This is a genomic window from Streptomyces sp. NPDC001663, from assembly GCF_042893105.1.
GTDB lineage: Bacteria > Actinomycetota > Actinomycetes > Streptomycetales > Streptomycetaceae > Streptomyces.
Map to the genome: position 1 here is coordinate 390,418 of NZ_JBIAUR010000010.1, position 22,741 is coordinate 413,158.

At 71.1% G+C, this 22,741-nt stretch carries 17 protein-coding genes; 7 read left to right on the forward strand and 10 right to left on the reverse strand.

What is annotated here, in order from left to right; genetic code table 11:
• Positions 1 to 160: 160 nt before the first annotated feature.
• Positions 161 to 1,534 (forward strand): Gfo/Idh/MocA family protein, encoded by a 1,374-nt coding sequence (locus ACFY1L_RS31930; RefSeq protein ID WP_388831751.1) that lies wholly within the window; start codon positions 161 to 163, stop codon positions 1,532 to 1,534.
• Here ACFY1L_RS31930 and ACFY1L_RS31935 read toward each other — a convergent pair.
• From ACFY1L_RS31935 to ACFY1L_RS31945, 3 genes are all read right to left on the reverse strand, one after another.
• Positions 1,516 to 1,929 carry a Zn-ribbon domain-containing OB-fold protein gene (locus ACFY1L_RS31935; RefSeq protein ID WP_388831894.1) on the reverse strand — a complete coding sequence of 138 codons (414 nt, stop codon included), beginning with the start codon at positions 1,927 to 1,929 and terminating at the stop codon, positions 1,516 to 1,518. The genes ACFY1L_RS31930 and ACFY1L_RS31935 overlap by 19 nt on opposite strands.
• A 136-nt stretch (positions 1,930 to 2,065) precedes the next feature.
• Positions 2,066 to 2,734, reverse strand: a complete 669-nt coding sequence (locus tag ACFY1L_RS31940; protein ID WP_388831896.1) for a TetR family transcriptional regulator — start codon at positions 2,732 to 2,734, stop codon at positions 2,066 to 2,068.
• 122 nt (positions 2,735 to 2,856) lie between these two features.
• Positions 2,857 to 5,271 carry a polysaccharide lyase 8 family protein gene (locus ACFY1L_RS31945; RefSeq protein ID WP_388831753.1) on the reverse strand — a complete coding sequence of 805 codons (2,415 nt, stop codon included), beginning with the start codon at positions 5,269 to 5,271 and terminating at the stop codon, positions 2,857 to 2,859.
• A 169-nt stretch (positions 5,272 to 5,440) separates the two neighbouring features.
• On the opposite strand from ACFY1L_RS31945, the gene ACFY1L_RS31950 reads away from it, so the two are divergent.
• Complete coding sequence (locus ACFY1L_RS31950; protein WP_388831755.1) at positions 5,441 to 6,103, forward strand: peptidoglycan-binding protein; 663 nt, start codon at positions 5,441 to 5,443, stop codon at positions 6,101 to 6,103.
• A gap of 277 nt (positions 6,104 to 6,380) precedes the next feature.
• On the opposite strand, the gene ACFY1L_RS31955 is transcribed toward ACFY1L_RS31950, so the two are convergent.
• From ACFY1L_RS31955 to ACFY1L_RS31985, 7 genes are all read right to left on the reverse strand, one after another.
• Positions 6,381 to 8,672 carry a SpoIIE family protein phosphatase gene (locus ACFY1L_RS31955; RefSeq protein WP_388831898.1) on the reverse strand — a complete coding sequence of 764 codons (2,292 nt, stop codon included), beginning with the start codon at positions 8,670 to 8,672 and terminating at the stop codon, positions 6,381 to 6,383.
• Between the two features lie 201 nt (positions 8,673 to 8,873).
• The gene (locus tag ACFY1L_RS31960) at positions 8,874 to 9,440 is read right to left on the reverse strand and encodes an antibiotic biosynthesis monooxygenase (protein ID WP_388831757.1); all 567 of its coding nucleotides are present in this window, start codon (positions 9,438 to 9,440) and stop codon (positions 8,874 to 8,876) included.
• Positions 9,441 to 9,500: 60 nt separating this feature from the next.
• On the reverse strand, positions 9,501 to 9,878 hold the full coding sequence (locus ACFY1L_RS31965) for a hypothetical protein (protein ID WP_388831759.1): 378 nt from the start codon (positions 9,876 to 9,878) through the stop codon (positions 9,501 to 9,503).
• A 278-nt stretch (positions 9,879 to 10,156) separates the two neighbouring features.
• Entirely contained in the window at positions 10,157 to 11,080 is a 924-nt protein-coding gene (locus ACFY1L_RS31970; protein WP_388831761.1) for a MurR/RpiR family transcriptional regulator, read from the reverse strand.
• Positions 11,081 to 11,204: 124 nt separating this feature from the next.
• Positions 11,205 to 12,956: an ArnT family glycosyltransferase gene (locus ACFY1L_RS31975; RefSeq protein ID WP_388831763.1), complete on the reverse strand. Its 1,752-nt coding sequence runs from the start codon at positions 12,954 to 12,956 to the stop codon at positions 11,205 to 11,207.
• Between the two features lie 37 nt (positions 12,957 to 12,993).
• On the reverse strand, positions 12,994 to 14,928 hold the full coding sequence (locus ACFY1L_RS31980; protein ID WP_388831765.1) for a phosphatase PAP2 family protein: 1,935 nt from the start codon (positions 14,926 to 14,928) through the stop codon (positions 12,994 to 12,996).
• 199 nt (positions 14,929 to 15,127) lie between these two features.
• Complete coding sequence (locus tag ACFY1L_RS31985; RefSeq protein WP_388831767.1) at positions 15,128 to 16,027, reverse strand: N-acetylglucosamine kinase; 900 nt, start codon at positions 16,025 to 16,027, stop codon at positions 15,128 to 15,130.
• Between the two features lie 306 nt (positions 16,028 to 16,333).
• On the opposite strand from ACFY1L_RS31985, the gene ACFY1L_RS31990 reads away from it, so the two are divergent.
• The 5 genes from ACFY1L_RS31990 to ACFY1L_RS32010 all read left to right on the forward strand — a co-directional run bounded on the left by ACFY1L_RS31990 (position 16,334) and on the right by ACFY1L_RS32010 (position 22,720).
• A complete protein-coding gene (locus tag ACFY1L_RS31990; RefSeq protein ID WP_388831769.1) occupies positions 16,334 to 17,467 on the forward strand; it encodes an ROK family transcriptional regulator in 1,134 nt (377 codons plus the stop codon).
• 274 nt (positions 17,468 to 17,741) lie between these two features.
• On the forward strand, positions 17,742 to 19,064 hold the full coding sequence (locus ACFY1L_RS31995) for an ABC transporter substrate-binding protein (protein WP_388831771.1): 1,323 nt from the start codon (positions 17,742 to 17,744) through the stop codon (positions 19,062 to 19,064).
• 124 nt (positions 19,065 to 19,188) lie between these two features.
• The gene (locus ACFY1L_RS32000; protein WP_388831773.1) at positions 19,189 to 20,100 is read left to right on the forward strand and encodes a carbohydrate ABC transporter permease; all 912 of its coding nucleotides are present in this window, start codon (positions 19,189 to 19,191) and stop codon (positions 20,098 to 20,100) included.
• Positions 20,097 to 20,999 carry a carbohydrate ABC transporter permease gene (locus ACFY1L_RS32005; protein ID WP_388831775.1) on the forward strand — a complete coding sequence of 301 codons (903 nt, stop codon included), beginning with the start codon at positions 20,097 to 20,099 and terminating at the stop codon, positions 20,997 to 20,999. The genes ACFY1L_RS32000 and ACFY1L_RS32005 overlap by 4 nt, the downstream gene beginning before the upstream one ends.
• A gap of 2 nt (positions 21,000 to 21,001) precedes the next feature.
• Positions 21,002 to 22,720: a hypothetical protein gene (locus ACFY1L_RS32010; RefSeq protein WP_388831777.1), complete on the forward strand. Its 1,719-nt coding sequence runs from the start codon at positions 21,002 to 21,004 to the stop codon at positions 22,718 to 22,720.
• Positions 22,721 to 22,741: the final 21 nt, after the last annotated feature.

Sequence of the window (22,741 nt, forward strand, 5' to 3'; positions counted from 1 at the left end):
GGCGCCCCGTTGGTCAGCGGGGGCCTCTTGCGTCTCGGAGGACGGCAACGGGAGTCTGTGGGTTGCCTGTGTCCGGGCAACCGGCGGGTGTCCGGGGATGCGATCAGGCCAACCCGGCCGAGGAGGCATGCACGCCCGGTCCCGGGGATAGGGCACCCGCATGAGCCGAACCCCGTTGCGCGCCGCGATCGTCGGCACCGGCCACCGTGCCCAGACCTTCACCCGCGGCCTCGCCGCACGCCCCGCCCACCGCGTGGCCGCCCTGTGCGACCCGAACCCGACCCGAATGGCCTTCCACAACAGGCTGTTGACCGCCGCCGGCGAACCCGCCGCCACGACCTGGGAGCCGGACGGCTTCGCCGACCTGCTCGCCAAGGAGGACATCGACGAGGTCGTCGTCACCACCGTCGACGCGGCCCACGACCGCTATATCGTCCCGGCCCTGCAGGCGGGCTGCCGCGTGGTCACCGAGAAGCCGATGACCGTCGACGCGGCCCGCTGCGCCCGCATCCTCGACACGGTGCGGGCCACCGGCAACTCACTCACCGTCGCCTTCAACTACCGCTTCAACCCGGTCCACGAGAAGGTGCGCGCCCTGCTCGCCGACGGCGCGATCGGCGAGATCCTCTCCGTCCACTTCGAGTGGGTCCTCGACGTGCGGCACGGCGCCGACTACTTCCGCCGCTGGCACCGCGAGAAGAACAACAGCGGCGGCCTGATGGTCCACAAGTCCAGCCACCACTTCGACCTGGTCAACTGGTGGCTCGCCGACGAGCCGCACGAGGTCTTCGGCTACGGACGCCTCGGCTTCTACGGCCGCGCGGCGGGCGAACGCCACGGACTGCGCCGGGACTACGACCGCGCCCACGGCGCCGAACCGGCCGCCGACGACCCCTTCGCGCTGGACCTGGCCGCCAACGACACCCTGCGCGCCCTCTACCTCGACGCCGAGCAGGACGACGGCTACCTCCGTGACCGCAACGTCTTCGGCGGCCCGGTCACCATCGAGGACGACATGGCGGTCCTGGTCCGCTACACGCGCGGGGCGACGATGACGTACCACCTCACCGCCTACTCCCCGTGGGAGGGCTACCGGGTCATGTTCAACGGCAGCGCCGGCCGTCTGGAGCTGGAGGTCGAGGAGAGCCGCTGGGCGCAGCCGCAGACTCGCGTCGCCTCGGACAGCGGAGCCCTGCACGGCGACACGGCCGCGGAACACGCGGGCGGCGCCCGGCTCACCCTGCGCCCGCTGTGGCGACCGCCGGTCGAGGTCCCGCTCGACGTCGCCCACGAGGCCCACGGCGGGGGAGACCCCCGCATGCTCGACGCACTGTTCGGACCCGTGGACTCCGGTGCGGCCGATGCGGGTGGGGCGGATCAGGGCGGGGCTGCGCATCCCACGGCCACCGAACGCGACGGCGCCCTGGCCCTGGCGGTGGGCCTCGCCGCCAACCGGTGCTTCGACACGGGGCGTCCCGTGGCCGTACGGGATGTGGTGCCCGGGGTGGCGGAGCGTCAGGTCCAGGCGCGGTAGGGCTCGTCGACCAGCTGGAAGACCGGCTCGCCGCGGACCGGGTCCTTGGCCGTCGACAGCCGTACCCGGTCACCGCTGTGGATGCCGATCGGCGGGCCCATGACCCGACCGCGTACGACGAAGCCCTCGGTCATCTCGACGAGCGACACATTGCGCGCGGCGGGAGTGTTGCGGTGCACGATCGTCGAGTGGCGGACCGTGCCCACGCCCTCGCTGCGCTCCGTCCGCAGGTCACCGCCCTGGCAGACCGGACACAGCAGCCGGTGGTACATGGCGGTGCCGCACCAGGTGCAGCGCTGGAAGAGGATGGCGTCCGAGTCGGACTTCGCGGCGTCGAGCAGCCCCGTCGCGGAGCCGGCTGCCTCACGAACAACGCTTCCTGAGTGGTGGTACACGCTGGTCAACTCCCTGCGCTCGGCCGGAATCCCGCGTGCGCGGGTGCCCGTGCACGCACGTGCGCGGTTCGCCGTGCCACCGTGCACGACCTCAATGTATGGCACTCAGTGCCACAGGTAAAGGCACTGCGTACCCTCAATTCCGACCAAGAGCGGACTCGATTTCCTGGACGACCCGCCACAGGGGTGTGTCGCGCCGGGAGACGACGACCACCACGTCCTCGGGCTCCTCGCCGCCGCGGTGCGCGGGCGGCGCGCCGAAGGCCGACTGCACATAGCCCAGGGCGTGGTCGACCGCGGCCTCGGAGTCGCCCTCGCCGTCCGAACGCAGCCAGGACCGCAGTGCGTTGTTGTGCGCCGCCACCACCGCGGCCGCGATCACGTCGGCCTGCAGGGTGCCGCCGCGCCGGGCGGCGAAGCGGGCGCGCAGATACTCGGCGAGGGCGCGCTCGTAGCGCCACACCACCGACAGCTCGTACGCCCGCAGCCCGGGCACCTTCTTGGTCAGCCGGTAGCGCTGCACGGAGAAGGTCGGGTTCTCGGCGTACATCCGCAGCACCAGCCGGGCCGCGTCGCAGACCCGCTGCACGGGCTCGTCCTCGTCCGCGCTTTCGGCGAGGAACGCCGTCATGTCGGCCAGGCAGCGCTCGTGGTCGGGGAAGACCACGTCCTCCTTGGAGGGGAAGTAGCGGAAGAACGACCGCCGTCCCACGCCGGCCAGCGCCACGATGTCGTCGACGGTCGTCTGCTCGTAGCCCCGCTCCAGGAACAGCTGGAACGCCGCCGCCACCAGTGCGTCCCGCATCGGTGGCTTCCCGGCCGCCGCCTCCGTCTTCATGGACGGGAACGTAGCACCCCAAACGCACTGATGGCACTCAGTGCACCGCTGGCAGGGAACTCAGTGCTCCCGTCGGGGCTGAAGAGTCCTCACACCAACGTGACGGTGATCCTCTGCGTGACGCCCGCCGTCGTGCTCAGGTCGCCGAAGGTGAGCTGCAGTGCGGAGCCCGTCGTCGCCGAGGTCAGGGTGGGCGGCTGTGAGATCACCGCGGAGACCGCCCGGTTCCAGGTGAGCGTCAGGCTCGTCCGCATCCGCGTCGGATCGCTGACGCAGATCACCGCCGTGCCGTCGCTCCGCTCGCTGATCATCACGCAGCACGGATCGCTCGCGACGAGCGCTCCGACCGTGCCGCCGGACCAGAAGTTGACGCCGGTGAAGCCGAGCGGGGGCACACCGATCCCCTGCTGGTCGTCGGTGTTGGCGAGGACGGTCAGCCAGGTCGTGTCGGCGGCCCGTGCCGCGGTCTGTGCGGAGCTCGCGCCGGGCAGCAGGACGTAGGCGTACGTCGCGTTCGCCGGGTCGGTGCCGTGGTCGACGTACATCGTCAGGTACTTGCGGTTCAGGACGGCTGTCGAACCCCCCGTGTTGATCGAGTTCCAGCTGCCGTCCCGCGCGTCGCGCAGCGCCTCCACGGCCGCGCCGCCGGGAAACACATAGCCGCCGTGACCGCCGATGTGCGCCCACTCGGCGCCGGTGAGCGACTCCGACCAGGGGTAGGTCGCCGGCTTGGCGGTGCCGTCCACGATGAAGGGTGCGTTGCCGGTCGGGCCGAGGTTGCGGTTCTCCACCGTCGACTCCACGGCCGTCCCGTCGGTGCACCTGATCCCGGCGCCGAGACAGACGATCGCGTCGTCCAGACAGAACCACGACTTCTTCGCCGTCAGCGTGGACAGCAGGCCCTTCAGATGCTGGCCGATCGCCGCCCGCTGCCCGTCCGTCGCCCCGCCCACCCAGTCGACGTCCGGCACCGGGGCGCCCCAGTCACCGCCCGCCGCGTCCGCGAGGACCTTGCGCGAGGCCGTGATGCCGGGCAGGCGGTACGGGTCGACGGTGGGCCAGAACGCGTCGCTGTACTGGCCGTTGGCGAACGTGTCGCCCCACCAGTAGAGCATGCCGGAACCGGTGTGCCAGCCGTGCAGGTTCTCGCCGCCGCCCGTCTCGTAGTACGTGATCCGTCGGTCGGCCATGCTCAGCGACGCGGCCCAGCCGGCTCGGCGGTGCGTGGCCCGCGCCATGCTGGTGAACAGCCGGTGCGCGGTCGGCTCGGCGATCGGGGTGACCGAGGTGTCGTCCAGGACCGTCTTGAGACGGGCCAGAGCAGGGAGGGTGATCGAGCGGTCGTCCATCGGCGGGCTGTAGTAGTCCCGCTGCAGCCAGCCCTTCACCAGGCCGCGCCAGCGCGCGTTCTCCGTCGTACTCGCGCCCTGCCCGAGCAGCATGATCGCGGCGAGGACCGGATGACCGCGGAGATGGTCGTCCTGTTGGATCGTGCCGGACGTGGACAGGCCGCGGCTGATCGCCCGGCCCGACACGCAGTCCATCACCAGCCCGTTGTAGAGGAACGGCGCCCATGCGTTCTCCACCGCGTCGAACACGATCTGCCGGTTCGGGTCGGTGATCTCCCAGCTGGACGAGGCGAGCAACGCGAACAGCATCCCGAGCCCGCGGAGCAGGACCATGCCGTAGGTGCCGGTGTAGGGCACGGTGGTGTGCTGGATGAACGACCCGTCGGTGTAGAGCCCGTCGCCGCTGGTGACGTACGGGAAGACGGGGGAGAGCGCGTCCCGCGCCAGCGCGATCTTGGCGGCGTTCGAGCCGACCACCCCGCGCAGTGCGAGCACCCGGCACAGGTCGACCCGGTTGGCGCCGGTGCTGTTGCCGCTGTAACTGCCCACCGCGGAGTCGGGCACGAAGTGGTCGACGGCGGCCAGATAGCCCGCGATCTGCGCCGCCGACAGCTCGTCGAACATCAGCACACACACGTCGAGCAGGGCCTGAGGGGCGCCGATCTGCCAGTTGTACCAGTTGCCGTAGAAGGTCTGGGTGTCGTTGTAGACCTCGGCGTGGAGGTGATCGAGGCCGGTCCGGACCGTGTCCCGCAGGTTCGTGTCGCCGGTCAGGCCCGTGCCCTGCTGGGAGTACGCCTGCGCGAGTGTGCTGAGGCGGTTGTAACTGGTGTTCATGTTGGCGGAGTAGCCGGCCGACTCCTGGTCCGTGTCCGGCTCGGGATCCGCGTACACCAGATCGGGCCACAGCGAACCGGGGGCCGGTGCCATGGAGGACTGGAACCGGCTCGCGGTGGTGCCCAGTTGGGCGAGCCGGCTCCTGAACGGCTCGGCGGTGGGGCTGAACCCCTCCCCGAGGGTGAGCGCCCGCCACTTGGCCCGCAGGGTCGCGAACTCGTCCGCCGCCGCGAAGCTCGAGCGGGCGGGGAGGCCGAGGGCGAAAGCGGTGCCGGTGCTTGCGGTCAGAAAGCCGCGACGTGACCAACAAGTCGTCATGACGGCGCTTTCTAGCATGCATCGCTTCAAATATTCAGTAAATACACCAAATTGGGCATGTCGATCGTTCGGCAGGTGCGGGGAGCGCTGAACTCCCGGGGCGGTGGCCGCGTATCACTCCTCGGGGAAGGCGGAGAGTCCCGTCAGCACGGGACGGAAGGAGAACACAGTGCCCACACCGCCCGGATCCGGGTCGCACGACCGTCCACCGCTGGAGCCCATCGTCGTCCTGCGCCCACGCCGCACCGACGCCCTGGCGGAGCTGTTCAAGGAGATGGAGCAGGGCGCCGGCGACCTCGAGTCCGTCGCCGTGCCGGACTCGCGGTCCTGGGACGAGGGCGAGACGCAGGAACTGCCGCCCGTGCGCGTGGACGACCGCAACTCACGGCTCCCCGAAGGCCGGTTCGGCTTCGGGCCGGGGCTGCGCCGCGCCGCCATCACGATCGGTGTCGCCGCGGCCGCCGTCGTCGGCTTCGGCTCCGCCCTCCTGCTGGTCGCCAGGAACGACGACGCAGCCGCGCAGCCGCCCCACCCGACGGCGTCCGCCGAGCCGACCCCGACCGCCACCGCCACGGGCGCCTCGGACCCCGACGGTGAAGGCACCCTGCGCGAGGGCGACAGCGGCCCCGCGGTGACCGACCTGCAAGAACGCCTGCTGCGCATCCCGAATGTCTACGACAACGGCTCCACCAGCGGCACCTACGACGCCACCCTCAAGGCCGCGGTGGCCCGCTTCCAGCTCTGGTACGGCATCAGGGGCGACGAGACCGGCGTCTACGGCAACGACACCCGGCAATCGCTGGAGTCCCGGACCGGTTCCGGCACCGGCTGACGCGCGGGCCTGCACGGAGGCTCGAACACCGTGCAACGGGTGGGAAAAGACCTGGTGGAGGGCCTGGACAAGGGACTGTCACGCGTCACCATATGGGCACAGGGCCGACGTACGTGGCGTCCCGCCCGTCCCGACCCGAAAGCCATGACCGATGACCGGCTCCCGCATCCCGGGCCTGGTGCTGCCCGCCGTGTTCCTGCTGGCTCTTGTCGTGGGCGCGTTCTGGTACTGGCGGCATCGCGGCGACGACTGACACACCCCCCGGCCGCGCCGCCGCCTACTCCTGGTCCCGCGGAACCCTGATGTCCAGCACGCAGACGTCGTCGCGCCGCTCACCCTCCAACAACGCGGCGAGCAGCGGCCGCAGGGAGCCGGGCTCGTCGGTGTGGTGGGTCGTGACGGCCTCGGCGAGCCGCTTCAGCCCCCGGTCGAGTCCCTCCCCGGGCCGCTCGACCAGCCCGTCCGTATAGAGGATGACGCGGTCGCCCGGTCGCAGACGGCACTCCGCCTCCTCGAAAGGCGGCGTGGCACTCGCACCGAGCAGCATGCCGACGGGACGGTCGAGATAGCGCGCCTGGCCGTCGCGCAGCAGCAGCGGCGGCGGATGACCGGCCTGCGCCCAGACCAGACGGCGCTCCGTCGAGTCGTAGCGGGCGAGGACCATCGTCGCGGTGCCGTGGGAGTCGCGGGAGTGCAGCAGCAGCGTGTTGAGCCGGGCCAGCGCGCCGGTCAGCGAGGACCCGGTGATGACCATGCCCTTGGCGGTGAAGCGGAGCTGGGCCATCGTGGCGACCGCGTCGATGCCGTGCCCGGCGACGTCGCCGACCACGAACAGGGCCTTGCCGTCGGGCAGTTCGATGGCGCTGAACCAGTCGCCGCCGACGTGGATGCCCGACTGGGCGGGCAGATAGACGACTTCGACGTGCAGCCCGGTCAGCCGCACGGGCCTGGTGGGCAGCGGAAGCAGGGCGTGCTGCAGCCGGCCGGCCAGCGTCCGCTCGGCGCGCAGGACGTCGTGCTGGGTGAGGATGGCCCGCTCGCTCTCGACGAGGGCGAGCTCCGCGCTGCGCTGCGCGGTGAGGTCCTGTACGACGCCGTGCACCTCGACGGGCGTTCCGTGCGCGTCGGGTACGGCCTCGGCAACGGCTCTCAGATGCCGTAGCCCGCCTGCCGTCCTGATCCGGAACGGGACGTCGAACGGCCCACGCCCGCCCAGGAGTTCGCCGATGCCATGGGCCAGCGCGGGCACGTCCTCGGGCAGCGCGAGATCCGGGAGGTCGGTGAGGCCGACCGGGCCGTCGGCGGGGTCGCGGCCGAGGAGCGCGAAGACGTGCGACGACCAGGTGACCTCGTGCGTGACCAGGTTCCAGGTCGCCCAGCCGAGGCTGCCCAGCCGCTGCACGTCCGCAAGGCGCTGCTCCTGCCGGTCCGAGGAGCCCTGCCGCACCCAGGTCACCACCAGCCCGTCGCCGAGCCGTGCCGCACGCACGGTGTACGTGGACAGCTCCGCGACACCGTCCACGACCTCCTGATGCGCGAACGGCTCACTCTCGTACGGCTTCCCGGTCGCGAGCGCGCTGCGCAGGCCCTGCCACAGCGGCTCGCCCGCCAGGGCCGGGCAGGCCTCCCGGAACCGCCGGCCGACCAGCTCGCGCCCGGCGCGGCCGACCACGTCGTCGGCCTGTGCACTGGCCGCGTCGATGCGGTAGTCCTCGATCCCTCCGGACGCGGCGGGCAGCGGCGTGAGCAGCATGGCGGCGCCGGACAGCGCGTCGAAGACGGCCTGCACGGCGTCCGCGGCGGCGTCGGCGGCGGCCTGCGGACCGGTGTCGAAGGCGCGCAGACGGCCGCCGCAGAGCCGGGCGGCGGCCTGCAGATGGGCCCGCTCGCTCGCGGTGAACCGCCCCTGACGGGTGCGCAGGACGCCGATGCACACGTTCGGCGAGGCGCCGGCCGGCACGGGCAGCCAGGCGCGCGACGACCAGCGGTCGGGCGGATCCCCGATCAGCAGATACCGCTTCCGGTCCGCCGCCACGTCCTCCAGCCAGCGCGGCTCGCCCGCCCGCAGGGCGTCGAGGGCGGCGATCCCGCTCAGCGGCGGGACCTGGTGCCACTGGGCGGCGAGCGTGTCGTCTATGCCGATGTGACCGACCAGTTCGAGTCCTCCGGCGGGCAGCCGCGCGTAGATCATGATCGCGTCGACGCCCACCTCGGGCGCGAGCTGCTCCAGCAGACAGTGGGCGAGATCCTGCGGTGTGGCGACATGGACGAGTTCCGTGGCAAGGGCGCCGAGAACCGCGGAACCCTCGACGGCGGCGTCGTCCCACGCGGGCGGCACGGCGGACTCGGGGGAGGCGGCGGGCCGTGGCGCGGGGGCCGCACCGCCCGGCGGCGGCAGGCTGCCGAGGGTGATCCAGCACTCCTCCAGCACCGAGCGGGCGCCGGCCTCGGCACGCTGCTGCAGCTCCTCCTCCGCGGCACCGGGGGAGCAGCCGGTCAGCGCCATGAGCACACCCTTGGCCTGTTCCAGGACGGCCGACATCGCCGCCAGGTGCCGCAGCCGGTCCATCTCGGCGCGCTGCCTGGCGACGACCTTGGCCAGCGAGGCGGTGTCGGGAGCGGTCCGGGACTCCGCCGGCGTGGCGGGTTCGCTCGTCACGCGTCGAGCATCGCACAAGAAGGGGCGTCTGATCGGGGGCTTGTCCCCTTGGGCTTCACTCGAACGAAGAGGCCGCGGATCGTGCGGTGGACGACGGGCGTGCCGCCGCGGTCAACCGTCGGGCGGCGGGTACAGCCACAACCGGAACAACCGGCTCAGCAGCGGCATGACCAGGTACGTCAGCACGGGCAGCAGCACGATGGGGAACACGGCCGCGCGCAGGGGCAGCGGCCAGGCCGTGGTGCGGGGCGTCACCAGCCACTGGATGAGCAGGGTGCACGGATAGGCGCCGAGGAAGGTGGTCAGCACCATCTTCCAGCGGGGCGGGGACTGCGCGGTGGTGCCGGGCAGACTGAACCAGGTCTCCATGCCGGTCGTCGACTGCCGCTCGTCGTCGACCTCCGAGGCGATCCGCCCGATCCGCGCGTGCCACTCGGCCCGCTCGGCGGATTCCAGCCAGTCCGCCAGCCGACCGGGATCGGACCAGCGCAGCACCGCGTGATAGCGGTGGCCGTCCTCGGGGCGCAGCCATGAGACGCCCTCGTTGCCGGGGAACCGTGTGGCGCAGCGGGTGATCCCGCGGGTCCACTCCTCGAACTCCGCTTCCCGGCCGGGACGCACCTGCCAGGTCAGCACCGTGGTGACCGGATCGCGCCTGCGCAACTGGGTGGTGCTCATGGTCACCACGTGTGCCACGCATGGCACGAATCATGCCCCGCGCAACCGGACTCTCCGGGGTCAGCGTCCGGAGTCGATCAGAGCCTGGGAGACCGCCCGGACGCTGCGTGCGATGTGCTGGAGCTGCAGCACCTCCGCCGCGTACAGCTTGATGGTGTGCTCGATGACCGACTCGGGCATGCCGAGCGCGGGCAGATCGGCGCGCGCGGTCTGCAGCGCGGTGCGTGCCACCCGGATCTCGTGCTGGACCTGGATCTGAGCATGACGAGCCAGCAGCACCGGGTGGCGGATCAGGGCCGGGTAGCTGGCGTAGCGCGCCGGCACCAGCTCACGCAGCCACCTCGCCGCCGAGCGCTCCCAGTCGTAGGAGCCGGGCGCCTTGACCTGGCACGGCCAGTCCGAGGTGATGCGCGTGGTCGTCGTCAGTGTCATGGTCATCGCTTCCGGTGTGCGGCGTCGTGAGGGTGGTCCGACGAGGGCGGGCGGCCCCGGTCTAGGGGATGACCGGGGCCGCCACGGGCGCTCGCGCAGGCGAGGCCCGGCCGGACACCCCGGGCGCCGACGCGGGTAGGAGACGGCGGCTTCGGGTGTCCGGGTGACGCGTGAGCAGTATTTATATATGCCGTCCGCTTTGCAAGACGTATGAAAACATTCATGCGTGATTTGTTGCGAATGATCCCGTTGTGATGCCGTATGGCCGGAGTGGGGTGCGGGACTCAGTCCCGGAGGAAGAACTGGTGCTGGTCGGAGATCTGCTCGTACTCCTCGAGCCGGGCCTGGGTGCGCTCGGGATCGGCGTCCGTCATGGCCTGCAGCAGCGCGGCGGCGATCACGCCCGGCGCCGCATAGGAGTCGAAGACCAGGCGGGAGCCGGTGCCGGTGGCGAACACGACGTCCGCCTCGTCGGCCACCGGCCCGAGCGCCAGGTCGGTGACCAGGGCGATCCGCAACCCGGCGCTGCGCGCGACCCGCACCGCGGTGAGGGTCTCCTGGGCGTGCCGGGGCATCGAGAACGCCAGCACCCACGTGCCCCCCGCCTCACGCGACTGCAACAGCGAGTCGTAGGCGACACTGCCGCCGCGCGTCACCAGCCGCACGTCCGGGTGGATACGGCGTGCGGCGTAGGCGAAATACTCGGCCAACGAGACCGAGATGCGCAGCCCGAGCACGGTCAGGGGCGTCGACGCCGACAGCTTGCGGCCGACGTCGATGAGCTGGTCGGGGTCGGCGAAGTCGCGCCGCAGGTTCTCCAGGTTCTCGATCTCGGCGTCGACCGCCGCCTGCAGTTCGTTGCTGCCGTTCTCCTCGGTCGCGGCGGGGCCGCCGGCCAGGGTGCCGAGGGCGATCGACTGGAGCTTCTCGCGCAGCGCCGGGTAGCCGCTGAAGCCGACCGCCGCGGCGAAACGAGTCACCGACGGCTGGCTCACGCCGACGCGCTCGGCGAGGTCGGTGATCGAGAGGAACGCCGCCTCGGTGATGTGCTCGATCAGGTACTGGGCGATGCGCCGCTGGCCCGGGGAGAGCCGGGGCCGGTCGAAGAGCGTTCGCAGCTGGGAGGCCGGGGCGGCCTCGGCCTCCGGAGCGGTCTTGCCCGAGGTGATCGCGGATGCCTGTGCGCGCGCCTGCTGCGACGATGGCACCGGTGCGCCTCCTTTGTCTCCCACAGTGCTTCAACATAGCTCACACAGCGTTGTGACCAGGGCTTGTACGAGGGCATCCGGCCCCCTGTGGGCGGATCCTCAGGTTGCTCGCCGAGCACTTGTGTCACCGGCGGTAGATCGTGATCGAATGACCGACCTCGTCGACCGGACGACTGCTGTCGATCAGTTCGGCCAGCCGCCCCTGCGCCTTGGCCACCGACGAGTCGGACACGACCAGCAGCCCGTGCACGTCGGAGGCGGGCACCTTGCGCGGGTCGGACGCGTGGATGCCGTAGTACGAGGGCACGCCGCTGCCCTTGTACACCAGCCAGATCCGCTCGCCCCGGTACCGCTCGCGCAGCCGGTCCGCGAGCCGGCCGAGATCCTGGCCCCAGTCCACGTTGGAGTCGTGCAGCCGCAGATGCGTCTTGCCCGGACCGCCGAACGCCTCGTTGGAGTACGGCAGATAGTAGGGAAACGTCCGCAGCGAGCTGACCGCGACGAAGAGCACCAGCGCCCCGGTCACCAGCGGCGCCCACCGCCACCGCACCGTGAGCACACAGCCCGCGGCCACCGCCAGGAACATCGGCACGAACAGCGCGTACCGGGTCCCGAAGTCCCGTGACCCGGTCATGGCCGCCGCCAGCAGCACGCCGACGGGCACGAGCACATACGGTGCGGCCGGCCGCAGCCGCCGTACCGCCACCATCGCGACCGTGCCCGCGGCCCACAGGGCGAGCATGCCGAGCGGCGTCTTCACCAGCAGCGCGGCCGGCAGGTAGTACCAGCGGGACCCGGTGTAGAGATGCCCGAACAGGAAGCCCTGCCACGGGTAGTTCTCGAAGCCGAACTGGATCCGCATGCCGTCGCGGTACGCCTCCGGGAACGGCATCAGCTGCACGAGCAGCCCCTTCAGCCCGTGCACGGACGGCACATGCTCCTCGGGCGACCAGCGCAACCGCGGATCGACGACCAAGTACGCGGCCCATACGACGGCCACGGCGACCGCGGCCGCGACCAACGCCGCGGCGGCTGCGCGCACCAGGGTTCTGCGCCGGTCCGCCGAACCCGCGCGCCACACCGACCAGGCGGCCAGCGCGAGCAGGACCGGGACGACCGGGAGCACGCTCATCTTGGTGGCCAGCGCCGCGCCGAGCGCCAGCCCGGACAGCGGCACGTACAGCCGCGGCCGCAGGCGTGCCCGCCACGCCAGCCATGCCGACGTCAGCACGAAGCCCGCGGCCGGCACGTCGAGCGTGGCCAGCGAGCCGTGGGTGATGACGTCGGGGGAGAAGGCGTACAGCGCCAATGCCGCCAACCCGGCCTTGGCGCCCGCGAGTTCACGGGCGAAGGCGAACACGACCAGCCCGAACAGCAGCGTCAGTACGATCACGGGCAGCCGGGCCCAGAACATCAGCCGCCAGGGGTCGTTCCCGGACTCGTACAGCAGGTGCCGCCCGAAGGCGCCCTGGTCGCCGGTGTACGCCGTGTCCACGTGCGGGTCGGCGACCGCCACCCCGGCGGCGATCACGAGTTTGCCGAGCGGCGGGTGTTCGGGGTTCAGGCGCAGCCGGTGCTCGTGCAGATAGTCGGCGGCCGTGCCGACGTAGACGGGCTCGTCGATGGTCGGGGTCTGCTGCACGGCGGTGGTGACCATGGCGGCGGCCATCTGCGCGAGCAGCACGAACACGAGCAGGGGCAGCAGCCACCGCCTGTGGGGCCGGCCGGGCGGCCGGGTCGCCGTCGCCCGCGGCGGGGGGTGTTCCTCGCCGTCGCGGGCGACGGGATCGAGGACCGAGTGCTGTTCGTGCGCCATGATCCGCCCCGCGGTGACACCGGCCGCGGGGTGGCGGGAGTGATCCTCGGGGCGCCCCATACGCCCACTCTCGCATCAGCTCCCGCCCCCCGGGGCGTCACCGCTTCAGGAGTCGTACCGACAGACCTTCCGTCGTGTAGACGGGTACGGCCCGCAGCGTGTCCGAGTTCAGCTCCACGCGGTCGAACTGGCCGCGCAATCCCTGGGCGGCCAGGACGCGCACCGTGGTGCCCGCGGCCGGCGGCTTGTCGGCGTCGAGCTGCAGCGACAGCACGCTGCCCGATCCCAGCACCGCGCGCCGCGTCACCTCCAGGACGGGGCCGCATCCCGAACGCAGGGTCGCCTCCAGCGCGGACGACTCCTGGGCGTACGTGCCGTGGATCTGCACCGACGACTTGGTCGCCACCCGCAGCGTCCCGCCGGACACCCGGACGTCCCCGTGCCCCAGGGCATGCGCCGAGGCGGCGACCAGCACGCCCTCCTTGAGGACGGTCCCGCCCGTGTAGCTGTTGTGGCCGGTGAGCGTCAGCGTGCCGCTGCCCTTCTTGGTCAGGCCGCCGTCTCCGTCGATGTCGTTGCGCCAGCTGTCGGCCGCATTGAAGCCGCCGGCCGACGCGTCCAGCGTCACGGTCACGTCGGAGTCGAAGGCGCCGTAACCGTCGGCGGCGGCGAACAGGTTGAGCCGCCCCCACTGCTCGAAGCCGTCCAGCAGGACGTACCCCGAGGGCAGCGCGGTCGAGCGCAGCACCTCGCGCCGCTGCGCCGCGTCCAGGTACGGCAGCCGCGTCTCCAGCAGCACCTCCGCACCCTTCGGTACGGCCAGGTCCTCGCTGCGGCCGCGCCGGGTCAGCACGTACGTCAGCCGGGGCTCGACGGCACGCTCGTTGGCGTCCCGGTCGGCGTAGGCGTCGCTCGCGTCGGAGTGCGCGTAGGCGTACAGGGTGTCGGCGGTCGTGCCGGTCTGCGCCTCGAAGTAGGCGAGGGCCTGGGCGCGGGCCGCGGCCTTGAGGTCGGCGTTCGCGGAGTCGGCCAGCGTGGCGGCGGCGAGGGCGGTGGCCATGATGCGGCCGCCGATCACGTCGACCGTGGAGTGCATGCCCGCCATGATCCGGGTGTGGCTGAGCTCGAAGGCCCGCGTCACCAGCTCCTGGAACCGCTCGGGAACGGCGTACGCGTACGCCAGCGCCGCGAGGTGGAAGGCGTTGGTGTGGCCGCTGGGGAAGCCGCCGTCGTCGGTCGCCGACGTGCCGCGCTGGCGCAGCAGCTGGGGCGCGACGACCACCTTCGAGTCGTACACGGGGTAGCCGAGCGCGTCCTTCGCACCGGTGTCGACGACCTCGCTGTCCTCGTTCATACGCCACGGCCGCGGGTACTGGAAGGCGTACTTGGCCGGGTTGCCCGAGGCGTACGGGCCGCGCACCGTGTCGACCAGTTCGGCCACCTTGCCGAGCGCGGAGTCGTGCGAACCGGCACCCAGCGCGGAACCGGCTGGGGCGTCCGCGGGCACGGCGTCGCTGATGGTGGTGGCCGGGGTGCCGTCGGGCGCGCTGGTGATCGACGTGACCGCTTTGGCGCCCGCCTTGTACAGGTCGGCCAGCGGACCCAGACCCGCGATCATCGCGTAACTCTGGTGCTGGCGGTCGTAGAGGAACGCCTCCTTGGCCTGGGCGTCCGTGCGGGCGCCGGTGATCCGGGCGCAGTAGCGCATGTTGGCGCGCAGCACGTCGGGCTGCAGGGGCGCGCCGGTGTTCCAGGCGCCGCCCGTCTTCCATATCTGCGCGAAGCCGCCGAGGACCCGGACGACCGCGTTGGTCTCGGGCGTGAGGTTCGTCAGGACGTTCGTCTTGTAGTCGTCGACGAACGCGGCGGCGCTCGTGGCCGCCTTGGCGTCCGCGGTGCCCAGCCACGACACGAAGGTCGGCGCGGCCAGCACACCGGCCGAGGCGCCCAGGGACGACTTGAGGAACCCCCGCCGGCCGACGGCGAGTCGACCGGCCGACGAGGGGGAGCGGTGCCCGGCAGATGACGGCATGCGTGTGCCTCTCTCGAGTTGTTCGGCCGTACGGCCGGGAAGAGATCGTGCGATCAGAGATGCGCTGTGGGACGCGTGTGGTGTGCGATTCCGGTGTGTCCCGTGAAGCTTTGAGCGAAGATCTACGGCCGGGTCCTGACCCGTCGGCGAGTGCCCGGCGACGGAGACGTGTCGCGCAGGTGAACGAGCGCCGGCAGGGTCACAGGATCGAGCGCGCCAACGCCACCGCGCCCTCCACCGGCGGCTCCCGCAGTCGCTGCGCGCGGGCTCCGGGCGCGGTTGTGGCGAGCGAGGACGCGAACGCGTCGTACAGAGCGGGCTGGTTGAGGATCGTGCCGCCCGCGACCACCACGTCGTCCACGGCGACCCCGCGCGCGGCGAGCCGCTCCACGAGTGCGGCAAGGGACCGTCCGGCCTCGGTGATCACGGTGCGCGCGAGCACGGAGCCGGCCTCGGCGGCCGCGAACACGACCGGCGCGTGCCGGCCCCATTCCGCGGAGACGTCCTCGGCGCTCTCCAACGCGTCCCCGAGCGCGGGCACTTCGGCGACGCCGAACGCGGAGACGAGACCGAGAGCGAGCTCGTCGGGCTGCTCACCGCGGTCGTGGGCCGACCATGCGGCCCGTGCGGCCTCGCGGACGAGACCGGCCGCGCCGCCCTCGTCGCCGAGCACCGCACCCCACCCGCCGACCTGGACGAGCGTGCCGTCGGCCAGGCGGCCCACGGCAACGGATCCGGTGCCGGCCACCAGGCCGACCCCCTTGTCCAGTCCGGCGGCGGGAGCGAGCAGCTCGGCGTCGCCCACGACCAGCGCGGGCGCGTCGAAGTGCAGTTGCAGAGCGGTGCGAATCTGTGCGCACTGGCGGGGCGTCTCGCAGGCGTGCCCGCCGAGGGCCAGTGCGGACGGGCGGGCGCCCGCCGGGAGGGCCTCGGCGACGAGTGCGGCCAGCCAGCCGGCGGCGGCCACGGGGTCGTGCGGCCGCCAGCCACTGCTGGACCGGACGTGATCGGCGACGGGGTCGTGCCCCGCGTAGGCGCGCAGATGTGTCTTGGTGCCACCTACGTCGATGCCGACCACGAGGGGCGTGAAGTCCTGCACGGAACCTCTTTCGTCGTTGCGCTGTGCTGCGACGGCGGGCGAACCGTGCCTGGAAACAAGCAGGTTGAGAACTCGGGAAGCCCCGGGACGGGCTTCTTGGCGGAACACGGCAGGCGAGTACCGTGAAGTTCGTTAGGAAGTTAACTAACGAAGTACAGTGCGTCAAGAGGCATCGCGCACCCGACCAACGGAGCGGTCCCGGACCGGGGCGGGAACGCGCGATGCCGGGCATCCCATCGCCGCCTCCCGCAGCCACGCACGACGCGGGAGCGGCCCGTGATCTGTGGGAGAACTGTGGAATACGACGTGGCGGAAGCCCCGCGCCTGACCGAGAGCGCCAGCGCGGTCTTCGCCGTGCTGGCCCGGGCGGGCAGCGCGACCCGGCCGCAGCTGGCGAGCCTGGCGGGCCTGTCCAAACCGACGGTGTCCTCGGCGGTCGCGGAACTGGAGAGCGCCCGGCTCGCCGCCCACTCCGGCACCGCCTCCAGCGGCACCGGCCGCAATGCCGCCGTCTACCGGCTCGGACCGGCCGCCGGCACCGTCCTCGCCGTCGACCTCGGCCCCGCCCTCACCCGGGTGCGCGGCTGTGCCCTGGACGGCACCTTGCTCGCCGAGGCCACCGAGTCCCGGGCCCGGGCCGCCGACGCCGTGCGCGAGGCCCTGGACGCGCTGCCCGACGGCGCCCCCCTGCGCGCCATCGTGGTGGCCGTCGGTGACGTCACCGCCCGGGACCGGGAGGGCAGCGCCGAACGCCCCGCGACCGCCAAGGCCGGGCCGGTCTTCGACGCCGTGACCGTCGCGCTGCCCGCGGGCGTGCCCGTCCACCTCGAGAACAACGTCAACTGCGCCGCCCTCGCCGAGCTGCACGAGGGCGCGGCACGGGGCCGGCGGACCTTCGGCTACCTGCGCATAGGCGTCGGCATCGGCCTCGGCGTCGTCATCGGCGGGCAGGTGCTGCGCGGGGCCAACGGCGCCGCCGGTGAGGTGGCCCGGCTGCCCTACCCCTGGGACGACGGGCGCGAGCCGCGCCACGAGGCCTTGGAGGAGCACGTGGGCGCCCGCTCACTGCTGCGCCGGGCCACCGAGGCCTGGCAGGACGGCGACGGGCCCTGCCCGCGCACCACCGAGCGGCTCTTCGCACTCGCGCAGGAGGGCCGAGCCCCGGCCTGTGCCGTGGTCGGCCGGCACGCCGCCGACATCGGCCGGCTCGCCGCCGCCGTGACCGCGGTCCTGGACCCGGGACTGATCGTGCTGGGTGGCAGTACCGGCGCGTATCCGCAGCTCCTGCCCGGTGTCCGGGCCGAACTGGAGCGGCTGAGCTGGCCCACCGAGGTGGTCAGCAGCACGCTCGGCGATCTGGGCACCGTGGTGGGTGCCGCGCGGCTCGCGGTTGCCCGGGGAGTCCAAACCGTGACCGAGGCCGCGGGGGCGAAGGATTGACGGCCTCCGACTCGATCTGCCAATGTCCGGACAAGCGCTTTCTAAGCCGGACGGGACGCCGGCTTTGGGTGAGCATCCCGCCCGTACGCGAAGTACGGCAGCCGCACGAGGGCGTGCTTGTGCGACGACGGCCCTCATGGCCGGGGACTCCACCCGTCAAGGCGACGCGGCCGGGCGAGGCCGTGCCCCCGGAAAGTGAAATTTCCTGCAAAATGCACCCGTGCCGCATCGGTCGGCGCCGTGCTCCGTCCCCTAGAACGAAATGGGATCGAAGATGATCAGTGTGGGTGTGCGGCGCTCCCGCCGACTCGGCCGCGGCGGTATACGCCGGGTGGTTCCCCTCGCTGCCGTGGCCACGGCAGGTGCCCTTCTGCTCTCCGCCTGCGGGTCGGGATCCGACTCGGGCGGGAACGCCAAGTCGCTGACGTTCTGGATCTCCACGGTTCCGGGGCAGGACGCAGGCTGGAAGAAGCTGGTGGCGCAGTACAAGAAGGAAGCCGGCGTCAAGGTCAAGCTCGTCAACATCCCCTACGACGGCTACACGACGAAGTTGCACAACGCCGCGCAGGCGAACTCCCTGCCCGACGTGGCGGCCGTGCCGGCGCTGGACCCGATCTGGTCGAGCAAGCTGATCGACCTCAGCTCCATCGCCAACAACAAGACCAACAACATCAACGCCAACTTCCTTGCCAAGGACTCGTCCGGGAAGGTGCTGGCCATCCCCTCGGACGTCACCGCGTCCGGCCTGTTCATCAACAAGACGCTGTTCAAGAAGGCCGGCGTCTCCGTCCCGACCTCGCCCGAGAAGACCTGGACCTGGACCGAGTTCATCAAGGCGGCGGACAAGGTCCGGGAGAAGACCGGCGCCAAGTACTCCCTGACGTTCGACCAGTCGCCGTCCCGGCTGCGCGCCATGGTGTACGAGCTCGGCGGGAAGTACGTCCACGCGGACTCCTCCGGCAAGTTCTCGGCCGACGCCGCGACCAAGAAGGCCGTGAAGTACTTCGTCGGACTGAACGACGACAAGACCATGCCGAAGTCGGTGTGGACCAGTGGCGCCGACCCGGCCGCGATGTTCCAGAGCGGTGACGTGGTCGCCTACTGGTCCGGCGTGTGGCAGGTCGCCGCCTTCTCGGAGAGCATCAAGAAGTTCGACTGGGCGAGCGTCCCGACTCCCGCCGAGCCGGTCCAGGCCAGCGACGTCAACAGCGGCGGCCTGATGGTGGGATTCAACAACAACGGCGCCGCGGCCACCGCCGCGAAGAAGTTCATGTCCTGGGTGTACGAACCGAAGCAGTACACCGAGCTGGTCGAGTCCTCCGGGTTCCTCCCGGTCGAGAGCGGTCTGAACCCGAAGTACCCCTTCACTTCCGAGGCGGCGCAGGCTGCGTTCAAGCTCTACAACGAGGAGATCCCGCTCTACGCCCCGATCTCCGGCTACTTCAACGGCGCGCAGACGAACTGGGTGCTGAAGGGCAAGAGCCTCACCGAGGACCCGACCAAGACGGAGCTCGGCAAGGCGATCAACGGTCAGCAGTCGGCGGACAAGGCCCTGCAGAACATCGTGGACGGCTACAACCAGCAGGTCGGCGGCTGATCGTAGGCCACAGGGCCCGGGCGGCGGGGTCGAGACACCGCCGCCCGGGCCCGGGCGCACATGTGATGCCGGGCTCCTGGCGTGAGCCCACAGCAATCCAATCCACCAGCACGGAGTCAGGAAGATGACAAAACGCGCCTCGGACGTGTCCGTGAGCCCGCCCAGGAGACGCAGTCGCTACACCATTGCGCCACTCGTCCTCATCGCGGCCAATGTCGTGCTCTTCGCGCTGTTCTTCGTGTGGCCGGCGGTGATCGGGCTCGTCTACTCGTTCACGAACTACACGGGCGTGGGGGCGTTCCAGTTCATCGGACTGGACAACTACCACAACCTGTTCGGGGACTCCACCTTCTACGACGCGCTGACCCGGACGCTGCTGTACGCCGTGCTCTTCGTGCCGCTGAACTTTGCGCTCTCGCTGCTCGCCGCCAACCTGGTGGTGAACAAGCACGCCAAGGGCGCGTCGGTCGCCCGCGTCGTCTTCTTCATCCCATGGCTTCTGTCGCCCATTGTCGTGGGTGTCCTGTGGCGGTGGCTGTTCGGTGAGAACTTCGGACTGGTCAACTACGTCATCGAGAAGCTCGGCGGAAGTGCCGTTCCGTGGCAGTCGAACGCGGACCTGTCGCTGCTGGTGGTGGTGTTCGCGGCATCCTGGGCCTGGACGGGCTTCACGATGCTGCTGTTCATCGCGGCGATCAAGAACGTGCCGGTGTCGTACTACGAGGCGGCCTCGCTCGACGGCGCCGGCCCCTGGCGGCAGTTCATCAGCATCACGCTGCCGAGCATCGCGCCCACCTCGTTCATCGTCATCCTGCTCAACACGATCAACGCGATGAAGGAATACCCGGTGTTCGTCGCCCTCAACAACGGCGGACCTGGAACGTCGAACAACCTGCTCGTCCAGTACATCTATGAGACCGGCTTCAAACGGGGCCAGATCGGCTACGCGAGCGCCGCGTCATTCGTGCTCATGCTCATCCTGATGGCCGTCGCGATCATCCAGCTGATCGTCAACCGGCGGGTGGAGAACCGATGACAACCACAGACATGCCGCGCAAGGTCGACGCCGGTCCCGGACGGGCCGTCTCCAGGAAGCGGCCCCGCGGCGCGGCCAGTGGTGGGCTCCGGCGGGCGGTGCCCGCGACGACACTGCTGTGGATCCTGGCGTGCCTGTACGGGTTGCCGGTGCTGTGGTTCATCCTCAGCTCCCTCAAGCCGGCCAGCGACCTGTTCTCCTATCCGCTGACGCTGGTTCCGCACAACCCCACCCTGTCGGGTTACCTGACCGCGTGGCGCAGTGCCAACTTCTCCCAGTACTTCATCAACACGACCATCGTGTGCGTGATCACGACGATCCTCACGGTGGGAGTCAGCTGCTGCACCGGATACGCGCTGGCCAAGTACGACAACAAGTGGCTCAAGGTCTTCTTCATCTGCATTCTGGCCACCACGATGCTGCCGTCCGAGGTGATGCTCGCCCCCGAGTTCCTGGTGGTCCGCAACCTCGGCCTCTACAACTCGTTCGCCGGCATCATCCTCCCGGCCGTGCTCACCGCGACCGGATGCTTCATGTTCCGCCAGTTCTTCCTGACGGTTCCCGACGAACTCGTGGAAGCCGCGCGCATCGACGGTGCCCGCGAACTGGCGATCTTCCTGCGGATCATGGTGCCGCTCTCCCGGCCCATCATGCTGACCCTCGCCATCCTGTCCTTCCAGTGGCGGTGGAACGACTACATCTGGCCCCTGCTGATGCTCAACGACCCCAACAAGTTCACCGTGCAGATCGGCATCCAGAGCATCGTCGGCGCGCAGAACATCAACTGGTCGGTACTGCTCGGCGCATCGGTCATCTCCATGATCCCCCTGATCGTGATCTTCCTGGTCTTCCAGCGCTACGTCATGAGCGCCGACATCAATGCCGGACTGAAGGACTGACCTTGCCCACCCCGCTCGACCACGAGTTCGTCCGGTCGGCGGCCCGTGCCGCCGACCGGACGGCCGCCCCGCTGGCGGCCCGCCCCGACGAGGAACCCGCCGGTGTGACCCACCGCGATCTGGCACGCCGGGTGAAGACTCTGGTCGCGGCGTACCGTTCCCCGGACTCGGCACTGCACGGCAGCGGGCAGGTCATCGCCGCCGCGATGACCCACCTCCGCGCCCTGCGGGCCGCGCAGACCGCCACCGGCCTCTTCGCCGGTGGCGACAACGTGCAGTCACCGCCGGACTCCGCGTTCACCGTCAACGACGTGTGCGACGCGCACGTCCTCGCCGTCGGCGCGGGGCTGGAACTGAGCGACGTCACGGCCGCGCTCGCCGAGATCGCCGGCGCCGCCACCGACAGTCTCCTGGCCGGCGGGGTGCACACCCCCAACCACCGCTGGGAGCTGTGCGCGGCGCTGGCCCGGCTGCACCGGTCCTTCCCGGACGACCGGCTGCTCGACCGCATCGAGGAGTGGCTCGCCGAGGGCGTCGACATCGACGCGGAGGGCCTGTACTCGGAACGGAGCGCCGTCTACGCGGCCCACGTGTCCAACCCCTCGCTGCTGCTCCTGGCCGACGTGCTCGGCCGCGCCGACCTGCTGGACGCCGTCGAACGCAATCTCGCCACGACCCTGGACCTCATCAGGCCTGACGGCACGGTGGAGACCGTCCACTCGCGACGGCAGGACCAGAACCACCCGTTCCCGCTGGCGCTCTACCTGCCGCACTACCGGCTGCTCGCGATCCGCACCGGCCGGGGCGACTTCAGCCGGGCGGCGCGGCTGGCGGCCGCCGGCGGCATCGACGACCCCGACCTGCTCGCCCAGACCCTCCTCACCCCCGACCTGTGCCGCGCGCTGCCGGCACCGGCGCCGGAACCTCTTCCCCGCAACCGGTACCTCACCACCGCACGCCTCGCCGCACATGCCTCGGCCACCGCGCACACGGCGGTGTACGGCGGCTCCGACGTGCCCGAGCACCGGCGCATCCGCTCGGGCCTCGCCTGCAACCCCACCTTCCTGCGCCTGTTCGCCGGCGACGCCGTCCTCGACGCGGTCCGCCTCTCGCGGGGGTTCTTCGACCTGGGCCCGTTCCGCGCCGCCGGCATGCAACAGCTCGCCGACAACCGGTACCGGCTCACCGAAACCCTCACGGCCGCCTACTACCAGCCGCTCCCGAAGGACGAGAGGCGGGACGACGGCCGCTACCGGCTGGTGGACGAGGGACGCTTCTCGGCCGCGATGGCCTTCCCGGACCGGCCTCGGGACGAGGTCTCACACACGACCCGCGTCGAGGTGGACCTCAGGGAGGACGGTGCCGACCTGCGGATCGACATCAGCGGACCACGGGTGCCCTGGGCCCTCGAACTGACCTTCCGACCCGGCGGCGTGCCAGAGGGCGCCGTACCGATCGGCGACGGGCGCTGGTGCCTGACGACCGGGCCGATGACCTACCGGGTCGGTGACGACGAGATCCGGATCGAGGCCGACGTCGAGGCAGGCGAACCGCTCGCCGGGCCGGACCGCAGCGACGTACTGCGGTACGACCCGGGTCAGGACTACACCGTGGTGGGTGGCACCGACGCGACGACCGGGAACCGTGTCTACATCGGCGGACTCGGCCTGCACACACTGACCGTCGCACTGCGCGCCCACAGGCCCGCACCTATCGTGTGACCCCCGAAGACCCACGCCATG

Excerpts from the sequence above, each read along its gene's own strand:
- ACFY1L_RS32000 (WP_388831773.1), top strand. The coding sequence starts at position 19,189 with ATGACAAAACGCGCCTCGGACGTGTCCGTGAGCCCGCCCAGGAGACGC.
- ACFY1L_RS31995 (WP_388831771.1), top strand. The coding sequence starts at position 17,742 with ATGATCAGTGTGGGTGTGCGGCGCTCCCGCCGACTCGGCCGCGGCGGT.
- ACFY1L_RS31960 (WP_388831757.1), bottom strand. The coding sequence starts at position 9,440 with ATGAGCACCACCCAGTTGCGCAGGCGCGATCCGGTCACCACGGTGCTG.
- ACFY1L_RS31930 (WP_388831751.1), top strand. The coding sequence starts at position 161 with ATGAGCCGAACCCCGTTGCGCGCCGCGATCGTCGGCACCGGCCACCGT.
- ACFY1L_RS31940 (WP_388831896.1), bottom strand. The coding sequence starts at position 2,734 with ATGCGGGACGCACTGGTGGCGGCGGCGTTCCAGCTGTTCCTGGAGCGG.
- ACFY1L_RS32005 (WP_388831775.1), top strand. The coding sequence starts at position 20,097 with ATGACAACCACAGACATGCCGCGCAAGGTCGACGCCGGTCCCGGACGG.
- ACFY1L_RS31965 (WP_388831759.1), bottom strand. The coding sequence starts at position 9,878 with ATGACCATGACACTGACGACGACCACGCGCATCACCTCGGACTGGCCG.
- ACFY1L_RS31945 (WP_388831753.1), bottom strand. The coding sequence starts at position 5,271 with ATGACGACTTGTTGGTCACGTCGCGGCTTTCTGACCGCAAGCACCGGC.
- ACFY1L_RS31975 (WP_388831763.1), bottom strand. The coding sequence starts at position 12,956 with ATGGGGCGCCCCGAGGATCACTCCCGCCACCCCGCGGCCGGTGTCACC.
- ACFY1L_RS31955 (WP_388831898.1), bottom strand. The coding sequence starts at position 8,672 with ATGGACCGGCTGCGGCACCTGGCGGCGATGTCGGCCGTCCTGGAACAG.
- ACFY1L_RS31980 (WP_388831765.1), bottom strand. The coding sequence starts at position 14,928 with ATGCCGTCATCTGCCGGGCACCGCTCCCCCTCGTCGGCCGGTCGACTC.